The sequence below is a fragment of the Microbacterium sp. RU33B genome, assembly GCF_900155915.1.
Lineage (GTDB): Bacteria > Actinomycetota > Actinomycetes > Actinomycetales > Microbacteriaceae > Microbacterium.
This window is the reverse complement of the sequence record NZ_FTPO01000001.1, coordinates 490,019-504,807: the sequence shown is the minus strand read 5'-3', so window position 1 is coordinate 504,807 and position 14,789 is coordinate 490,019. Positions and strand designations below refer to the sequence as shown.

18 protein-coding genes are annotated in these 14,789 nt (G+C 70.1%); 7 read left to right on the top strand and 11 right to left on the bottom strand.

Translation table 11 applies throughout. The annotated features are described in order from the left end of the window. Nucleotides 1-65 precede the first annotated feature (65 nt). Together B0B14_RS02455 and B0B14_RS02450 are read left to right on the top strand one after the other, a co-directional pair. A complete protein-coding gene (locus B0B14_RS02455) occupies nucleotides 66-416 on the top strand; it encodes an ArsR/SmtB family transcription factor (protein WP_076679940.1) in 351 nt (116 codons plus the stop codon). Next, nucleotides 413-1,111: an aquaporin gene (locus B0B14_RS02450; protein ID WP_076679939.1), complete on the top strand. Its 699-nt coding sequence runs from the start codon at nucleotides 413-415 to the stop codon at nucleotides 1,109-1,111. The genes B0B14_RS02455 and B0B14_RS02450 overlap by 4 nt, the downstream gene beginning before the upstream one ends. Nucleotides 1,112-1,118: 7 nt before the next feature. Here the strand turns inward: B0B14_RS02450 and B0B14_RS02445 are convergent, their stop codons facing one another. Both B0B14_RS02445 and B0B14_RS02440 read right to left on the bottom strand, forming a co-directional pair. Beyond that, entirely contained in the window at nucleotides 1,119-2,417 is a 1,299-nt protein-coding gene (locus B0B14_RS02445; RefSeq protein WP_076679938.1) for an alpha/beta hydrolase, read from the bottom strand. Nucleotides 2,418-2,463: 46 nt separating this feature from the next. After that, nucleotides 2,464-3,861, bottom strand: coding sequence for an alanine--tRNA ligase-related protein (locus B0B14_RS02440; RefSeq protein WP_076679937.1), 1,398 nt, complete (start codon nucleotides 3,859-3,861; stop codon nucleotides 2,464-2,466). Nucleotides 3,862-4,131: 270 nt separating this feature from the next. Between B0B14_RS02440 and B0B14_RS02435 the strand changes: the two genes are divergently transcribed. Then, entirely contained in the window at nucleotides 4,132-4,443 is a 312-nt protein-coding gene (locus B0B14_RS02435) for a metal-sensitive transcriptional regulator (protein ID WP_083710283.1), read from the top strand. Nucleotides 4,444-4,455: 12 nt separating this feature from the next. Here the strand turns inward: B0B14_RS02435 and B0B14_RS16440 are convergent, their stop codons facing one another. From B0B14_RS16440 to B0B14_RS02415, 5 genes are all read right to left on the bottom strand, one after another. Beyond that, nucleotides 4,456-4,617 carry a hypothetical protein gene (locus tag B0B14_RS16440; protein ID WP_179085257.1) on the bottom strand — a complete coding sequence of 54 codons (162 nt, stop codon included), beginning with the start codon at nucleotides 4,615-4,617 and terminating at the stop codon, nucleotides 4,456-4,458. Between the two features lie 57 nt (nucleotides 4,618-4,674). Then, nucleotides 4,675-4,938 (bottom strand): metal-sensitive transcriptional regulator, encoded by a 264-nt coding sequence (locus B0B14_RS02430; RefSeq protein ID WP_076679936.1) that lies wholly within the window; start codon nucleotides 4,936-4,938, stop codon nucleotides 4,675-4,677. After that, a complete protein-coding gene (locus B0B14_RS02425) occupies nucleotides 4,931-6,622 on the bottom strand; it encodes an FAD-dependent oxidoreductase (protein WP_076679935.1) in 1,692 nt (563 codons plus the stop codon). The genes B0B14_RS02430 and B0B14_RS02425 overlap by 8 nt, the downstream gene beginning before the upstream one ends. A gap of 87 nt (nucleotides 6,623-6,709) precedes the next feature. After that, entirely contained in the window at nucleotides 6,710-7,090 is a 381-nt protein-coding gene (locus B0B14_RS02420; RefSeq protein WP_256714221.1) for a rhodanese-like domain-containing protein, read from the bottom strand. A 206-nt stretch (nucleotides 7,091-7,296) separates the two neighbouring features. Further along, complete coding sequence (locus B0B14_RS02415; RefSeq protein WP_076679934.1) at nucleotides 7,297-8,793, bottom strand: alanine/glycine:cation symporter family protein; 1,497 nt, start codon at nucleotides 8,791-8,793, stop codon at nucleotides 7,297-7,299. Nucleotides 8,794-8,948: 155 nt separating this feature from the next. Between B0B14_RS02415 and B0B14_RS02410 the strand changes: the two genes are divergently transcribed. From B0B14_RS02410 to B0B14_RS02395, 4 genes are all read left to right on the top strand, one after another. After that, nucleotides 8,949-10,475, top strand: coding sequence for a molybdopterin-dependent oxidoreductase (locus tag B0B14_RS02410; RefSeq protein ID WP_076681224.1), 1,527 nt, complete (start codon nucleotides 8,949-8,951; stop codon nucleotides 10,473-10,475). Nucleotides 10,476-10,594: 119 nt separating this feature from the next. Next, on the top strand, nucleotides 10,595-10,987 hold the full coding sequence (locus tag B0B14_RS02405) for an ester cyclase (protein ID WP_076679933.1): 393 nt from the start codon (nucleotides 10,595-10,597) through the stop codon (nucleotides 10,985-10,987). Nucleotides 10,988-11,021: 34 nt separating this feature from the next. Continuing rightward, nucleotides 11,022-11,345, top strand: coding sequence for a hypothetical protein (locus B0B14_RS02400; protein ID WP_076679932.1), 324 nt, complete (start codon nucleotides 11,022-11,024; stop codon nucleotides 11,343-11,345). A gap of 9 nt (nucleotides 11,346-11,354) precedes the next feature. Continuing rightward, nucleotides 11,355-11,714, top strand: a complete 360-nt coding sequence (locus tag B0B14_RS02395) for a DUF2834 domain-containing protein (RefSeq protein WP_076679931.1) — start codon at nucleotides 11,355-11,357, stop codon at nucleotides 11,712-11,714. A gap of 2 nt (nucleotides 11,715-11,716) precedes the next feature. Here B0B14_RS02395 and B0B14_RS02390 read toward each other — a convergent pair whose 3' ends face one another. The 4 genes from B0B14_RS02390 to B0B14_RS02375 are packed head-to-tail and all read right to left on the bottom strand — an operon-like array spanning nucleotide 11,717 to nucleotide 14,639. Continuing rightward, nucleotides 11,717-12,577: an anti-sigma factor domain-containing protein gene (locus B0B14_RS02390; RefSeq protein ID WP_076679930.1), complete on the bottom strand. Its 861-nt coding sequence runs from the start codon at nucleotides 12,575-12,577 to the stop codon at nucleotides 11,717-11,719. Further along, nucleotides 12,564-13,127 (bottom strand): RNA polymerase sigma factor, encoded by a 564-nt coding sequence (locus B0B14_RS02385; RefSeq protein ID WP_076679929.1) that lies wholly within the window; start codon nucleotides 13,125-13,127, stop codon nucleotides 12,564-12,566. The genes B0B14_RS02390 and B0B14_RS02385 overlap by 14 nt, the downstream gene beginning before the upstream one ends. A gap of 22 nt (nucleotides 13,128-13,149) precedes the next feature. Then, entirely contained in the window at nucleotides 13,150-13,812 is a 663-nt protein-coding gene (locus B0B14_RS02380; protein WP_083710279.1) for a class F sortase, read from the bottom strand. Continuing rightward, nucleotides 13,812-14,639, bottom strand: a complete 828-nt coding sequence (locus B0B14_RS02375) for a DUF4397 domain-containing protein (RefSeq protein WP_076679928.1) — start codon at nucleotides 14,637-14,639, stop codon at nucleotides 13,812-13,814. Before B0B14_RS02375 ends, B0B14_RS02380 begins: the two co-directional genes overlap by 1 nt. Between the last annotated feature and the right edge of the window lie 150 nt (nucleotides 14,640-14,789).

The following is a 14,789-nucleotide window of genomic DNA, read 5'->3' as shown; positions in this document are numbered from 1 at the left end:
ACGAACGTCGATGCCTGATTCTGCTCCGCCTATCGATGGCTGTCAATATCGACTACTGTCGATGCATGCGCACTCTGCTCGACCTCACCGACGCCAGCGCCGACGCCTGCTGCACCCCGCTCCTGCGCGAGCCTCTGACCTCCGCCGAGGCGGAGCAGCTCGCCACGACGTTGAAGGCGCTCGCCGATCCCACGCGGCTGCGCCTGCTGTCGATCGTCGCGGCCTCCGAGAACGCGGAGGCGTGCGTCTGCGATCTCATCGAACCCCTCGGACTCAGCCAGCCGACCGTCTCGCACCACCTGAAGATCCTGACGGCGGCCGGATTCCTCACCCGCAGCAAGCGCGGCACGTGGGCCTACTTCACGCTCGTCCCCGGCGCACTGGATCGCGTCTCGACGCTCCTCGTCGCCTCGTGAGCACGACCGCGCGCGCCGCCGCCGGAGAGCTGCTGGGCAGTGCCGGTCTCGCCGCCGTCGTCGTCGGTTCCGGCATCGCCGCCCAGCGGCTCTCGCCGTCGGACGGCGGACTCCAGCTCTTCGAGAACGCGTTCGCCACAGCGCTGGGCCTCGCCGTGCTGATCCTCGTCTTCGCGCCCGTGTCGGGCGCGCACTTCAACCCCGTCGTCACACTCGTCGACATCGCGCTCCACCGGCGCCCCTGGTCGGTGGCCGCGGTGTACCTCCCCGCCCAGGTGATCGGATGCGTCGCCGGCGCCGTGCTCGCGAATCTCATGTTCGCGGCCCCCGCCGTCGCCTGGAGCACGACCGATCGGTCGGGATGGCATCTCCTCCTCGCCGAGGGGGTCGCGACCGCGGGCCTCGTCCTCGTGATCTTCGCGCTCGTCCGCAGCGGCCGGTCGCACCTGGCCGCGCCGGCAGTCGGGGCCTACATCGGCGCCGCCTACTTCTTCACGTCGTCGACGAGCTTCGCCAACCCGGCCATCACCGTCGGTCGCATGTTCACCGACACCTTCGCCGGCATCGCGCCCGCCTCGGCCCTGCCGTTCATCGCCGCCCAGCTCGTCGGCGCAGCTGCCGGGTGGGCCATGGTGCGCGCGCTGTTCCCCGATCCGCGGGCCGCCGGGATCCGCGCGGGCGCCCCCGCGGGCTGATCGCCGCTCACTCGGCGGAGAAGCCCAGCATCGGCGAGAGCACGGCGAACCCCTCGGCGAGTCCTCCGGACACCGCTGTGCCGCCGTGGTCGGCGCCGTCGACCACGAACAACGTCGTCGCCATCCCCGCGGCCTCCGCGGCCGCCGAGACCGCCCGAGCGGCAGCGAGGAAGTCCGGATCCTCGCTGCCCACGGTGAAGATCGCCGTCGTCTCGGCGTACGTGCCGGCGGGCTCGCCCTGCATGATCCTGATCGGCTTGGATGCCTCGAACGCCGCCCGGTCTCCGCCGTAGACGTCGGCGATGACGGAGGTCACCGACTCCGAGCCCGGGTACTCCTCCCCCGAGACGTCGATGATGTTTCCGAACGTCTGCGGGTACTTCACGCCGTACTTGATCGCGCAGCCGCCGCCGTTGGAGTATCCGGCGACGACCCAGTAGCGAGGGTCGTCGATGACGTTGAGGTTCGTCCGCGCCCAGTTGACGACATCCGTCGTCACGTACGTCTCGGCATTGCCGAACGTGGTGGAATCCGCGCAGGCGGGGTCGTCGTTGCCGTCGCCGCCCAGCTGGTCGGCCACGATGACGATCGGGGCGAGCCCGTCGTGCGCCGCTGCGAACTCATCGAGGACGTCGCTGATGATGGTGGGATCGGGGTTGCCGACGTACCCCATCATCATGATCACCATCGGCAGGGGTGGCGCGTCGTCGACGAGCGCCGCAGGCGGGAGGTAGATCCCGGCGTCGCGGGCCACGAAGCCCGACACCGTCCCCTCGATGGCCTGGGTGCCGCGCTCACCTTTGGCAGGCATGTCCGCGGGGGGCCGCCAGGTCTCGTAGAGCGGCTGTGCGGGCGCTCCCGCGCCTGCGCCGGCGGGCGGGAGGTCGAGCGGCCGCGATGCGGCGGCGCCGAACAGCGAGCCCAGCGTGGGGTTGAGTCCGTAGAAGGCGTTGATGCCGACGACGGCGCTGAGCGGCATCCAGACGATCAGGACGATCGCCACGACCTTCCGCCACGGCGGCGAATCCCACAGCGATGCGACGGCGAGACCCACACCGGCGAGCGCGGCCGACGCCCAGACGGCGACCTCGGGAGGCAGCGTCACCCCCATCGCGTTCGTCGCGTTCGCGATGAGGAAGACCACGATCCCGACGACGGCGCCGACCACGACGCATACGAGCGTCCGCACGACCCCGCGCGGAGTCGGTCGCCGGGCGAGCACCACGACGATCAGCGCGATCGCCACGGCGTAGACGATCCACATCGCCGGAGAGTCGATGATCTGCAGATCGAGGAGGGCGTTCACCGGTGCTCCCGTTGAATGCTCGTCATGTCGCGTCTCTCACCGGGGGTCAGGATGCCGGGAGCGACGCCCGCTGCGAGCGCGCCCGCTGCGCGGCGAGCTCCTCGTCGAACTCGTCGCGCCAGTGCTCGCTGAGGGAGATGCCCTGGCGCGCCACCTCCTCCGTCGACAGTTCGACGGGGAAGCCGTAGGTGTCCGACAGGACGAACAGCTCCCGTCCGGTGACGCCGTCGGCGGCGTAGGCCTTGAGCTGCTTGAGCCCCTTGCGCAGCGTGCGCCGGAAGGACTGCTCCTCCTTGGCGAGGATCGCTTCGACCTCCTGCGCGTGCAGTCCCACCTCGGGGAAGTGCTCTTCGTAGATGCCGGCGATCGTGGGGATGATCTGCGGGAAGAAGTTCTCCTCCAGCCCCAGGTCGAACGCGAAGCGCACGGCCCGGCGGATGAGGCGGCGCATGACGTAGCCCTGCGCCTTGTTGCCCGGCCGCACTCCGTCGACGGCGAGGAACGTCGCGCCCCGGAGGTGATCAGCGATGACGCGCATCGCCCGCGTCTCGGTCTCGTACGACGCGCCCGAGAGCTCCTCCAGGCGTTCGATGATGGGCCAGAGCAGTCCGATCCGGAAGACATCCGGACTGTCGATGGCCGCCGCCGCGATGCGCGCCAGTCCGCCGCCGTAGTCGACGTTGCGGCGGGGCAGCGGCTCGAAGCCCGTCTCGGTCTTTCGGTACTCCATGAAGACCGAGTTGCCGAGTTCGATGAAGCGTCCGCAGTCGCAGTTCTGGTGGCAGTGCTCGCCGTAGGCGGGGTCGTGCTCCACGTGAGGGAAGAGGTAGAACATCTCCGTGTCGGGTCCACCCGGCTCGCCGACGGGCATGTCCTCGGCCTTGCCGCCGCGACACCACCAGTTCTTCTTCGAGTAGAACGCGATCCGGGCGCCTCCCGTGCCCACAGCGGCCGCGTGCTCCTCCGTGCCGACGTCGACCTGGTCGCTCGAGACACCGGCCTCCTCGAAGAGGCGGGTCCAGATCGCCGCCGACTCCTCGTCCTTCGGGATGTCGTGCTCGGGGTCGCCGCTGAAGCACGAGACGTAGATGCGGGCGGGATCGAGCCCGACCTTCTCGGTGAGGAACGTCCACACCTGCGGGATCTGCTCCTGCTTGAAGTAGTCGCCCAGGCTCCAGTTGCCGAGCATCTCGAAGAAGGTCGTGTGGCGGTTGTCGCCGACCTCCTCGACATCCTGGACGCGGAGACAGGTCTGACCGTCGGCGAGCCGGGTGCCGTCGGGATGCTGCTCCCCCAGCAGGTAGGGAAGGAGGGGCTGCATCCCGCTGCCGGTGAACAGTGTCGTCGGATCGTCTTTGGGGATGAGCGGGGCCCTCGGGATCACGACGTGACCGCGCTCGGCCATGTACTCGAGGAAGATGCGCCTGATCTCGTCTGCAGTCATCCTGATGCGCGTCGACGGTGGGCAGCGGGCTCGACGCGTCCTCCTTCGGGTCTTGTCTATCAGGTGGAGCGCTGGGTAGAGTCGGGGAATTCGGGGGATGCGCACATGAGGCGCCTCGTCAGGTGCGATTCCTGAGTCCTCCACTCCGAGGGCGGCACGAGACCACGTGCCGCCCTCATCCATGCGCACCCCGTCTGCGCCACGGGTCGCACCGGCCCGCCGCGGATACCCGTCCAGGTATCGTGGAGTCACACCCCGCAGCGCCGACGAATGAGGATCCCCGTGAGCACGATCGATGCGTCCACCGCCACCGCGGACTCCGCCGAAGACCTGATCGCGCAGCAGCGGAAGATCGTCAACCGGCTGCGTCGCGCCGAGGGTCAGCTGAGCGCCGTCATCCGCGCGGTGGAATCGGGCGCCGAGTGCCGCGACATCGTCATCCAGCTCTCGGCGGTGTCGAAGGCCCTCGATCGCGCGGGGTTCGCGATCGTCGCGTCGGCGATGCGCAACTGCCTCGCCGACCCGGACGACTCGTCGATGACCCCGGACGAGCTCGAGAAGCTCTTCCTGACCCTCGCCTGACCCTCGCCGCGCTCAGCGGCCGAAGAGCCGGGCGAAGAAGCCGGTCGACGGCTCGTTCGCGTGGCCTTCGCAGCGCTGCGATCGCGGCACGCCGCGCATGACCTGATCGACATGCTGGCCGCAGCCGGACCAGGTCGTCTTCGAGCATTTCCTGCAGGTCACCGCGTAGCACATGGGCTGTCTCCTCGTGAGGTCGCCCGGGGTCTTCCCGGGCGTCGGATGGTCGGTCGTTCAGGCGAGCATGAGGAAGAGCTTCTCGAGCTCCTCCGGGGTGGGCTGGTCGCCCCCGCGTTCCGTGTCGGCGCCCGAGAGGCACTCCCTCATCGCGGTCGAGACGATCGCGAAGCCGGCACGATCGAGCGCACGCGACACCGCGGCGAGCTGCGTGACGACATCACGGCACGAGCCCTCCGCCTCGACGGCGGCGATCACGGCCTCCAGCTGCCCGCGCGCCCGGCGCAGGCGGTTCGAGATGAGCTTCTGCGCGTCAGACACGCTCGCTCACCCGTTCGTCCTCCAGGACGTCGGCGGCGCGCGCGCCGAGCGCGGCGCGGAGTGTGAGGATGCCTCCGGACAGGGAGGCCGACGGCATCCCGGCCTGCGCCACCACACGGTGGGCGATCGCGGAGCGCACGCCGGACGCGCACATCACACGCACCGGCCGGCCCGCCGCCTGCTCGCGCACCTCTCCGATTCGCTCGCGCAGCTCGGTGTGCGGGATGTGCAGCGCTCCGGGCAGGTGTCCGGTGACCCATTCGTCGTGGCGTCGCACGTCGAGGATCAGAGCGGAGTCGAGGATGTCGTCGAGCTCGTCGGCGTACCAGAGGCTCAGCGTGCCGTTGCGCACGTTCGCGCCGACCATGCCGACGAGATTGACGGCATCCTTCGCCTGACCGTAGGGCGGTGAGTAGGCGAGGTCGAGATCGATCAGATCTTCCACGGTCATTCCGGCCCGGATGGCCGTCGCCAGGACGTCGATGCGCTTGTCGACGCCTTCGACGCCGACCGCCTGGGCGCCGAGCAGACGCCCGGACTCGGGCGCGATGTGCACGACGAGGTGGATCTGACTGGCACCCGGGAAGTAGCCGGCGTGCTGGTTCGCGTGCAGGTGCAGCGTGCGGTACGCCGTGCCCGACGAGTCGAGCGCGACGCGGTTCGCGCCGGTCAGGGCCGCGGTGAGCGATCCGACGCGCACGATGGCGGTCCCGGCCGGCCGGGGAACGGCCCGCGCGAGGTCGGGCCGGAGGATGTCGTCGGCCACGAGCCGGCCGGCGCGGTTGGCGGGGCCCGCCAGCGCGACGGGGCGACGCGAACCCGTGATCGGATCGACGCTCAGTGTCGCGTCTCCGACGGCCCAGATCCCCGGGACGCTGGTGCGACCGTGGTCGTCGACGACCATCGCACCGCGCTCGCAGGCGACCCCCGCCGCTTCGAACACGGCCGTGTCGGGACGCACCCCGACCGAAAGCACGATCAGGTCGGCCGCGAGCCGGGTGCCGTCGGCGAGCACGACGGTGTCGACGTCGGCGTCCTGCTCGATGGATGTCGCGGCCACCCCGACGTGCAGATCGATGCCGAGGGCGCGCAGCTCCTCGCTCACCAGCCAGGCCAGCTCGGGCTCGACGGGCGGCAGCGGCTGCGTCGCCATCTCGACGACGGACACCTCGAGCCCCTGTGCGGCGAGCGCCTCGGCGGCCTCGATGCCGATGAAGCCCGCACCGAGGACGACGGCGCGACGGGCACCGGCATCCACCTTCTCCCGCAGGGCGATCGCGTCTTCGACGGTGCGCAGGGTGCGCATCCGCGGGGAGTCCACTCCGGGGATCGGGGGCACGAACGCGGAGGCCCCCGGTGAGAGGACGAGCGCGTCGTACTCGATCTGCTCGAGGCCCTCGGAAGAGCGCACCGTCACCGTGCGCGCCGCGGCGTCGACCGCGATCACCTCGTTGCCCGGCCGCACGTCGAGTGCGAGGGCGGCGCGCAGGGACGCGGGCGTCTGCACGAGCAGCGCGCTCGGGTCGTCGATCTCGCCGCCCACGAAGTAGGGCAGGCCGCAGTTGGCGAACGAGACGTGGGCGCCGCGCTCGAGCACGATGATGTCGGCCTGCTCGTCGAGCCGACGCGCGCGTGCGGCGCAGCTCATGCCTCCGGCGACTCCGCCGACGATGATGATTCTCACTGTGTACCCCCTGGGGTATTGAGGCGGGCAGACTCCCGCGCGCGATCTGGTTCGGGCAGAGCAGGGACGCGGGAACGCGCCCAGGCGTCAGCGGACGACGGGAAGGCCCGTGGCCGCCGCGGCGTCGTCGATGCCACCGGCATCCTGGACCGCGAGATCAGCAGCCTCCATCACCGACACCGCCTTCGCGGAGCGGTTGCCCGACTGGCAGTAGACGACGTAGTCGGCCTTGGCGTCGAGGTCGGCGACCGCCTCCTCGAACGAACCCGACGGGAAGTCGAGGTTGACGGCGCCCTGGAGGTGGCCGGAGGCGTACTCGGCGGGAGTGCGGACGTCGACGATGACGGTGCCGTCGTCCACAGCGATGGCGGCCGGTGGGGTCGCCGCTCCGCACCCGGTCAGCCCGAGCGACAGGGCGATCGCCGCGAGCCCGACGGCGAGACCCGCCAGCCGGTTACGCCGCGACACCGACGTGCCCGGTGCAGCGCTGCTCTTCGGGCACGTCGCGGAGGGCATCCTCCACGTGCTGACCGCACCCGTCCCACGTCGCCTTGCCACACACCTCACACGTCACTCGACGGCACATCGCCCCACCTTTCGTTCGATGATGCGAGCTTAGCATACCCCCGGGGGTATCTTCTCCGCCCCTCCTCCGATGGCCGTGCGAGCCGCTGTCACTGCTGGTGGAGGTGGTCCCGGTGCTTCTTCGCCTGCCGACCCTTCGTCTCGACGTCGATCGGACCGGTGACCGTGAGCTCGTCCTCCCAGCATTCGATCCCGCTCACGTCGGAGAGGAGATCGCGCGTGAAGACCGGGTCGCGGCCCTCCCTGCGCTGCCGGGTGTAGTCCTTGAGGAGTCGGAACGCGATCCCGGAGAGCAGCCCGATGGCGATGAGGTTGGTGAGTGCCATCAAGCCCATGACGCCGTCGGCGAAGTTCCAGACGAGGTCGGCGCCGGCGACGGACCCTGCCAGCACGGCGACCACGACGAGGATGCGGTAGCCGGTGAGGACGGATCGGCGCGTCGTGATGAACTCGATGTTGGACTCGCCGTAGTAGTAGTTGCCCAGGATCGAGGAGAACGCCAGCAGGAAGATGATGACGCTCAGCGCGATGTTCGACCACGCGCCGAGCGTGCCCACGAGGGCGTCCTGCGTGAGGCCGATCCCGCGGGTGGCTCCGGCGAGGTCGGGCACGGACACCAGGATGATGAACGCCGTGATCGAGCAGACGAGGAACGTGTCGAAGTACACCCCGAGCGTCTGGACGAGCCCCTGCTTGACCGGGTGCGTGACGGCGGCGCTGGCCCCGGCGTTGGGTGCCGATCCGAGACCGGCCTCGTTGGAGAACATGCCGCGCTTGACGCCCGTGAGCACGATGTAGCCGAATGCCGCTCCGACCACTTCGTTGAAGCCCCACGCCGACGTGAAGATCTCGGCGAACACCGGACCGATCCGATCCAGGTGCAGCGCGACCACGACGAGGCCGAGCAGCAGGTAGGCCAGGGCCATGATCGGGACGAGGAGCTGGGTCACCGACGCGATGCGCCGGACGCCCCCGAAGACGACGAGCCCGGTGAGGAGCGCGATGCCGACGCCGATGCCCCACGGCAGCCAGGGCAGGTCTCCCCCGATGCTGGAGGTGACGGTGGCGGAGATCGTGTTGGCCTGGAGCGAGCTGAAGGCGAACGGGAAGCACACGATGAGGATGACGGCGAACCACACCCCGAGCCAGCGCGCCTTGAGTCCGCGCTCCATGTAGTACGCGGGGCCGCCGCGGAAGCTGTCGGTGTCGCGCACCTTGAACAGCTGCGCCAGGGAGGACTCGATGAAGCTCGAGGCGCCGCCGACGAAGGCCATCGTCCACATCCAGAAGACCGCGCCGGGGCCGCCGACCGCGATCGCGGTGCCGACGCCGGCGATGTTGCCCACCCCGACCCGCGACGCCGCCGAGATCGTGAACGCCTGGAACGCCGACACAGACTGCGGTGCGCCCGAGGCCGTGCGCGGGGTCTTGTCGGTGAGCGTGCGGAACATCTCAGGGATGAGGCGGAACTGCACGACCCCCGATCGCACGGTGAAGTAGAGGCCCAGGAGAACCACGACCGGCAGCACCGCCCAGGTCCAGAGGTGATCTCCCCACGTCAGCAACCACTCGTTCACGGCATCCATGTCGGCCAGTATGGAGGCCGCGCGCAGGTCAAGGGAAGTTCACAGGCCCCATCCGATCGACGTCGCGCTCCGAACAACCCGGAGCACCCCCGGGTGAGGAGGAGATCACTGTGACCGAGCGCCGCGCCCGTTGGAAGTTCTTCACGCTGTCGGCGATGGCCGGGATCGTGAGCGGTGCGGTGTTCCTCGCCGCGGCCGAGCTGCTCGCCCTCCTCGTCGCCCGCGGAGCGAGTCCGATCCTCGCGGTCGGGTCGTTCGTCATCGACATCGTGCCGCAGCCGTTCAAGGAGTTCGCGATCGCGACCTTCGGCGAGTACGACAAGATCGCCCTGCTGGCCGGCCTCGGCCTGGCGGTGGTCATCGCCTCGGCCATCGCCGGCATCCTGCAGTTCGTGCGCCCGCCGCTCGGCGTCATCGCCCTCGTGATCGCGGGCGCGCTGTCGACGGCGGCCATCGTGACCCGCGCGGGCGTCACCCCGCTCGCCTTCCTCCCGCCCGTCGTCGGAACCGTCGCCGGATCGGTCGTGCTGATCCTGCTCTGCCGCCGCCTCCGCGCCTGGCGCTCCTCCTCCGCCACCGTCACTGCGACGACGGATGCCGCGCCCGGCCGGAATGTCGACCGCCGCCGCTTCCTGGTGCTGGCCGCGATCTCCGGCGCATCGGCGGTCATCGTGGGCATCTCGGCGCGGGCCGTGAGCATGGCCACGTCGTCGGTGGAGGCCGTGCGCGGGGCGCTGCGCCTGCCCGCCCCGAAGTCGACCGTCACCGTGCCGGCCGGAGCGGAGCTCGACATCCCCGGGCTGTCGCCGCTTTTCACCCCGAACAAGGACTTCTACCGCGTCGACACGGCGCTCACGGTTCCCACGATCGACCCCGACACCTGGCGTCTCGTGATCGACGGAATGGTCGATCGACGCATCGAGCTGAGCTTCGCGGATCTCCTCGACATGGGCCTCGACGAATACGCGATCACCCTCACGTGCGTCTCCAACGAGGTGGGCGGCGAGCTTCTCGGCAACGCGATGTGGCTCGGCGTGCCGCTTCGCGACATCCTGCGCATGGCGGGTCCGCAGTCGGGGGCCGACATGGTGCTCTCGAAGAGCGTCGACGGATACACCGCGAGCACGCCGCTGTCGGCCCTCACGGACGACGGTCTCGACGCGATCCTCGCCGTGGGGATGAACGGCGACCCGCTCCCGCTCGAGCACGGATTCCCCGTGCGGATGGTCGTGCCGGGGCTCTACGGATACGTGTCGGCGACCAAGTGGCTCACGGAGCTGAAGGTCACGACGTTCGCGAAGGATGAGGCGTACTGGACGCCCCGCGGCTACAGCGCCGAGGCGCCCATCAAGTTCTCGTCCCGCGTGGACACCCCCAAGATCGGCAAGCCGGTCGCGGCGGGCCGCATCCCCCTCGCGGGCGTCGCCTGGGCGCAGTCCGTGGGCATCCAGAGCGTCGAGGTGAGCATCGACGACGGCGACTGGCTGCCCGCCACCCTCTCGACCCCGATCAACTCCGACACCTGGGTGCAGTGGTTCATGGAATGGGATGCCACGCCCGGCACCCACTACGTCGCGGTGCGCGCGATCAACAAGAACGGCGATCTGCAGATCGAGGAGCGTGCGCCCATTGCGCCGAACGGCTCTTCGGGCTGGCAGCGGTCGCTCATCAGCGTCACGTGAGCCTCGCTCCCCCAGACGACATCGAACGGCTCGTCGGGCTGGCAGCGGTCGCTCATCAGCGTCACACGAGCCGCGGAACGCTTCGAGGATGAGCCGGCCGCCCCGAGGATAATGGGGAGGTGGAACCGTGGGAGATGCGCGACTGGTACGCCGACTTCCTGGACGCCTGCAACCGCCACGACCTCGACGGCATCCGGTCGTTCCTGCACCCCGGGGTGCGCCGCGCGCACCTTCCCGGCGGTGCGGACGCGTGGATCGACGACCTCGACGAGCTCTTCCACGCGTTCCCGGATTGGCGGTGGCGGCGCATCCAGCTCGTCGTCGAAGACGACCGCATCGCCGCTCATCTTCGCGCGAGCGGCACGCACGTCGGCGCGTTCCGGGGCATCGCGCCCACGCGCCGGCACGTCAACGTCGCCGAGTTCGCGATGTACCGTGTGACGAACGGGCGCTTCGCGGAGTTCTCGGGCACGACCGATCGCGCCGAGCTGTTCGCGCAGCTGCGCGACTGAGCCACGCACACCGACCGAGGAGAGACTGACGCGCATGGACGGTGACGTTCGGCCCACGCGCCGCATCGAGCTCTCGCTGCACAAGCCCTGGTTCGCGCTGTACGCCGGCATCCGCCCCACCCTCGTGATCGAAGGTCGGGGCCAGCCGGCCCAGTGGGGTCTCGGCACCTGGCAGGTCCCTGCCGACGAGACCGTCGTGGTCGGTGTGTTCCTCTTCACGCGGTTGTGGCGGTTCGGAGAAGCCGACTGCGCGCTGGAGCCGCACGATCCGCCGGCGCTGGCGTACCGGGCTCCGGCGCTGCCGTTCCTGCGCGGACGGATGGGCCTGCGGCGGACGAACGGGCCCGGCCCGCAGTAGCATCCGGGCATGACACCCATGCGCTCCCGGATCACCACGGGCTGGACCCCCCTCGCCCTCGTCTACCTCGGGCTCGCCGTCGTCGGGCTGGTCGGAACCGCATTCTTCAACGTGTGGTCGGTCGTCGCCGCGCGCAACTATCTGGGCGACCTGTTCGGCAGCGGTCCGGCCGTGTCGTCGATCGGCGTCGACCTGCTCGTCGTGGCGATCGCCGGCTGCATCCTGATCGTCGTGGAGGCGAGACGGCTCGGCATGCGACGCGCGTGGCTCTACATCGTGCTGTCGGGGGTGACGGCCTTCGCCTTCACCTTCCCGCTCTTCCTGGCGATGCGCCAGCGGCGGATCGCCGCCGACGCATCGCCGGAGTGAGGTCAGACCGACGTCAGCTGTCCGCGCACGATGGAGTCTCCGGAATGTCCGGGGTCTCCGTCGATCGGCTCGAGCGAGATGTCCACGAGGTCGTACTCGGACAGGTCGACGCCGTCGGGGATCGGGAACGACCCCGACGTGCCCTCGAGCACACCGAGGCTGATCAGCGCGGCGCCGTCGTTGCGGATGAGCCACACCTCGCGGTAGTCGTCGGAGTCGTCGGTGCCGTCCAGGCTCACGCGCAGCGTGCGGCGACCGTCGCGAGCCTCGTCGACCTCGGCGCTGCCGACGGCTGCCGGGTGATCCGGGAAGGCGTCCAGTGCCGCGGTCGCGACGGACAGGGGCCGGAGGTTGGCCGCCGTGATCCAGGTGCCGGCGCCGATCGCGAAGACGACGGCGAGGGATGCCGCGAGCACCCACATGATCCGGGAGGTGCGAGGACGCCGTCCTCGAGCGCGGTCGCGCCTCGTGCGCCGCGACGATCCGCCGATCGCCGCTTCGGAGCCCGGCTCGGGTACGGCCCCCGAGCTGGATTCTGCCGAGGGCTCTCCCGAGGCCGAGGACGCGGAGTCGGATGCCGGTTCGGGGGTGCTGTCGGCGATCGGCTCCGCCACCGCGAACGGGTCGCCCGCGACATCGCCGCCGAGCGCGAGTTCGTCGACGATCGAGCTCCACACCCGCACGGGCGGGGCTTCGAGTTCGGCCTCGTCGATCGTGGAGCGCGCGACACCGACCGCGTGCGCCATCTCGGCCACGTCTGCAGCGCAGGCGGGGCACGCGACGAGGTGGGCGCGCTCCTCGGTGGACGCGACGGGCTCGCCCAGGGCGATGAGAGCGAGCTGCTCAGGGTCAAGGTGCGACATTGCTCACCTCCAGTCGGTTGCGCATTCTGCTGAGACTTCGTCGGATGTGGCTCTTCACGGTGCCGAGCGGCATCCCGAGCCTCCGCGAGATCTCCTCATGGGTCAGGTCGTCGAAGAACGCGAGGCGCATGACGGTGTGCGCATCGGGTTCGAGCTGCTGCATCTCGTTGGCGATCAGCAGGGATTCGGACAGGTCGTTGGGCTCGCGCACGAGGTCGTCGGGATTGGTCATCCGCTCCAGCTCCGCCTGGAGGGCGCGGATCTTCGCCCGCGACTCGTGCATGTCGGCGATCCTGCGCCGGGAGATCGCGACGATCCACGTCGACAGCTTCGCCTTCGACGAGTCGTAGCTGGCGCGCGAGGTCCAGGCCGAGACGAAGGTGCGCTGGGTGACGTCTTCGGCGTCACCCCGGTCGCCCAGGGAGCGCAGCGCGAGTGTGAAGACCACCGGCGACCATCTCCGGTACACCTCGGCCAGCGCCGTCTCCTCCCCCGCGACGAAACGCGCGTTGAGCTGAGACTCCTCGTCGGACACCGCGTCCCTCTCCATAGATCTTCCTCGCTTCGTGGCGTCACTGCTGTCGCGCGATGGCGACCACGTTATCCCGGTAATGCCCCGCTTCGCGGTCGTACGGTCCACCGCAGGTGATCAGGACCAGGGTGGGCGGCCCCACACGGGCGAACAGATCGGCGATCGGCAGGACGGTCTTGTCGTAGAACGTGAGCGACTCCACGACGTACGACCTCGGGATGCCGTCGGCCGAATCGACCGAGATGACGGAGCCCGCGCCGATGTCGCGGAGACGCGAGAGCGGACCGATCGGGTAGCCGCGCGTGTCGACGTGCGCCGCCATGACCATGCTGCCCTCGGGGGTCGTGGCATCCGGACCGTACCGATACCACCCCGCGATCGACGGATCGATGGGGATCTCCATCTGTCCGGACGGCTGGACTCCCACGTCGGTCACCGACATGTCGATGCCGAGGGAGTCGATGCGCAGGCGGGTGGGCGGGACCGCCGCCACCGGGGGCTTCAGCTCGCTCGACTGGACGGGGACCTCCACGACCGGCGTCGGTGCCGGTGCCGACGCCGATCGGGAGGCTTCGGCGGACGGTCGCACGGCCTGGGGAACCGCGCCCGTGCACGCCGCGAGGCACGCCGCGAGGGCGCCGGAGGCCAGCACGAGGGCTACTCGCTGGGGCCATCCGCGCTCTCGCGGCGTGCGGGTCCGCATCAGCGCTGGGTCGCCTTGCGGGCACGGACGGCGATGACCGAACCGACCGCGAGGGTGATGACGAGCGCGCCTGCGCCGAGGATGCCGGCCGTCGTGATGTTGTCACGCTCGGCGAGGTATCCGGCCGTACCCGACGGAACGCCGCCGGGCGTCGAGTGCAGGCCCGTGACGGTCTGCACCGCGAGGGCGAGGTTGCCGTCTTCGGCGCTGCCCCACGCGTACACGATCGTCAGGACGCCGTCCTGGATCTGCACGTCTGTCGGGCCGAGGACCGGGGCGGTCGTACCGGCGAGCGCCACGGCGGCGCTCACGGTGCTGGCGGGCAGGTTGAGCGTGGACTCGTTGGGGTTGGTGAGTCCCTCGATGACGGGCGATCCGCCGGCGAGGATGTCGACCGCGGGCGCCGCGGCGACGTGGCGCACCGTGAGGCGGCCCTGGCCTGCGGCGGTCTTCGAGGTGTCGTTTGCGAACGCCTTCAGCGCGGGCGCGCCCGCCTCGTTCAGGTAAGCGACGGCGGTGTAGTTTCCGCCCGCGGCGAGAGACACGGTGGCGGGTCCGAGGACGGGCGCCGAGGTGTCTGCGGCATCCGGAGCCGTGATGACGACGACGTAGTCTCCCGCCGGAAGGGGGAGAGGACCGGCGAGCGTGCCCGGCGCGAAGTCGTCGAGGGTGCGTTCGCCGTTGACCCACACGTCCACGGGGGTGTCGGGGATGCCGTGAAGCACCGAGAGCTGGGCGTTGCTCGCTGTGGCCGCCGATGCGGGCATCGCCAATCCGAATGCGGCGATGATGCCGACGGCGAGACCTGCGGCTGCTGTCTTTCGCACTGTCTTCCTCCTTGATGGGGGACGGCCTTTCGCCGCCTCTGACACTGCTTTCTCGTGCCCGAGAGGTTTTGGATGCACTTCGTGCGAACTTTTCTCCGTCTGTCGCGGGTCGCGCGCAGGCCGGAGCCGGGCTCGGGGAGGAGCCCGAGC

Bases quoted from the DNA above. Each gene is read 5' to 3' on its own strand.
- B0B14_RS02410 (WP_076681224.1), top strand. From the start codon at position 8,949: ATGGCCGGGATCGTGAGCGGTGCGGTGTTCCTCGCCGCGGCCGAGCTG.
- B0B14_RS02385 (WP_076679929.1), bottom strand. From the start codon at position 13,127: ATGGAGAGGGACGCGGTGTCCGACGAGGAGTCTCAGCTCAACGCGCGT.
- B0B14_RS02440 (WP_076679937.1), bottom strand. From the start codon at position 3,861: ATGACTGCAGACGAGATCAGGCGCATCTTCCTCGAGTACATGGCCGAG.
- B0B14_RS02415 (WP_076679934.1), bottom strand. From the start codon at position 8,793: ATGGATGCCGTGAACGAGTGGTTGCTGACGTGGGGAGATCACCTCTGG.
- B0B14_RS02455 (WP_076679940.1), top strand. From the start codon at position 66: ATGCGCACTCTGCTCGACCTCACCGACGCCAGCGCCGACGCCTGCTGC.
- B0B14_RS02390 (WP_076679930.1), bottom strand. From the start codon at position 12,577: ATGTCGCACCTTGACCCTGAGCAGCTCGCTCTCATCGCCCTGGGCGAG.
- B0B14_RS02400 (WP_076679932.1), top strand. From the start codon at position 11,022: ATGGACGGTGACGTTCGGCCCACGCGCCGCATCGAGCTCTCGCTGCAC.
- B0B14_RS02380 (WP_083710279.1), bottom strand. From the start codon at position 13,812: ATGCGGACCCGCACGCCGCGAGAGCGCGGATGGCCCCAGCGAGTAGCC.
- B0B14_RS16440 (WP_179085257.1), bottom strand. From the start codon at position 4,617: ATGTGCTACGCGGTGACCTGCAGGAAATGCTCGAAGACGACCTGGTCC.
- B0B14_RS02395 (WP_076679931.1), top strand. From the start codon at position 11,355: ATGACACCCATGCGCTCCCGGATCACCACGGGCTGGACCCCCCTCGCC.
- B0B14_RS02435 (WP_083710283.1), top strand. From the start codon at position 4,132: ATGAGGATCCCCGTGAGCACGATCGATGCGTCCACCGCCACCGCGGAC.